Raw genomic sequence first — 708 nt, 5'->3', positions numbered from 1 at the left:
CTTCATTTTTAAGATTTAATCCTGCGTTCCTATCGCGGTCGTGATGCACGCCACAAACACACGTCCACTCCCGCAAATTCAAATCTTTCACGTCTTTGTTTTTATAGCCACAACTGGAACATCGTTGGGAGCTAGGGAAGGTTTTACTCACTTCCACCACCGTCTTCCCGTACCATTTCGCTTTATATTTCAACAGGGTCTTAAATTGAAACCAAGATACATCAGCGATCGATGCCGCTGTTTTCTTATTTTTCATCATGTTCGATACTTGCAGACTCTCCACTCCGATAATATCGTGATTTTTGATAATATCCGTCGAAGTCTTATGCAAGAAATCTGTCCGCTTGTTTTCCACCTTTTCGTGTATTCGAGCGACCTTGATTCGTTGCTTATTCCAGTTGCTAGAACCGATGACTCGCCTTGATAGAACCTGTTGAGCCTTTGCTAATTTTTGTTCTAACGACTTGAAATATCGATTGTTTTTGTATTTTGTTCCATCTGCAAGAATAGCGAAGTCTTTTAGTCCTAGATCAACGCCTGTACTGGCGTTTGTCTTCGGCATGTCAACGACGTCTGTTTCAGCTAAGATCGACACAAAGTACTTACCGCTTGGATTGCGTCGTATGGTCGCATTGATGATTCGTCCATCCACGTCACGACTTTTAGCAAACCGAACAAGACCAAGCTTCGGCAACTTGATGTGTTTAC

1 protein-coding gene is annotated in these 708 nt (G+C 42.7%); it reads right to left on the bottom strand.

Going from position 1 to position 708, the window contains the following annotated elements; genetic code table 11:
* The coding region (locus QDN89_RS21920; protein ID WP_280772315.1) for an RNA-guided endonuclease TnpB family protein at positions 1-708 on the bottom strand (708 nt) is incomplete at both ends.

This window comes from Salipaludibacillus daqingensis (assembly GCF_029891575.1).
Taxonomy (GTDB): Bacteria; Bacillota; Bacilli; order Bacillales; family Salisediminibacteriaceae; genus Salipaludibacillus; species Salipaludibacillus daqingensis.
Note: the sequence above shows the minus strand (reverse complement) of the source record. Positions and strands in the feature narration are given on the sequence as shown.